The 721-nt window shown below is 39.9% G+C and carries 1 protein-coding gene; it reads left to right on the forward strand.

What is annotated here, in order from left to right; translation table 11 throughout:
* On the forward strand, nucleotides 1-605 hold a 605-nt coding region (locus LD39_RS21465), incomplete at its 5' end, for a DUF4349 domain-containing protein (RefSeq protein ID WP_035553917.1).
* Between the last annotated feature and the right edge of the window lie 116 nt (nucleotides 606-721).

The following is a 721-nucleotide window of genomic DNA, read 5'->3' on the forward strand; positions in this document are numbered from 1 at the left end:
AAAATGAAGCTTATATCATCGAAACAAACGTACACAAAACGGAACGTGGCAACCGTGAAGGCTTTATTCGTCTTAGAGTACCCCAGAATAACTTCGAAACTTTACTCTCAGGGTTTGAGGACATCAGCGATTCCATTCAATCCAGGAACGTCTCGGGCCGCGATGTGACAAAAGAATATGTGGATTTGGAATCCCGTTTAGAAGCTAAAGAAAAAGTAGAAACACGTTTACTCACTTTTCTAGAACAAGCGGAAGCTACGGAAGACCTCATTAAAATTTCTCAAGATCTCGAACGTGTCCAGTCCGAAATTGAAACGCTTAAAGGACAGATGAACTATTTAGAAAATCAAAGCGATTTTTCTACTATCACTCTCAACATCAGAGAAACGAAAGTTGTTGTTCCGAAAGTTGAAAGCAAAGAGTTGAACACGTGGGAAAAAACGAAGCAGGCTTTCTTTAGTTCAATAAATGGCCTTGTAAACTTTTTCTCTTGGGTCGTAGTGTTTGTCATCGGATATTCTCCTATTCTTGTGCTGCTTCTTGCTATAGGAGTGATTGGCTGGCTTTTATTTAGAAAACGACGCAAACGAACAGAAGGAAATTAAAACCTAGTGATAGGTTTACAGAATCATAAACGTTATTCCGCTAACGTGAAGGATTGCGGAAGACTCGATTTTTCGAGATATTCGGGATTCGTTGCTGTATTTAGAGTCAGGGGTGG

This window comes from Halobacillus sp. BBL2006, from assembly GCF_000786645.1.
GTDB lineage: Bacteria > Bacillota > Bacilli > Bacillales > Halobacillaceae > Halobacillus.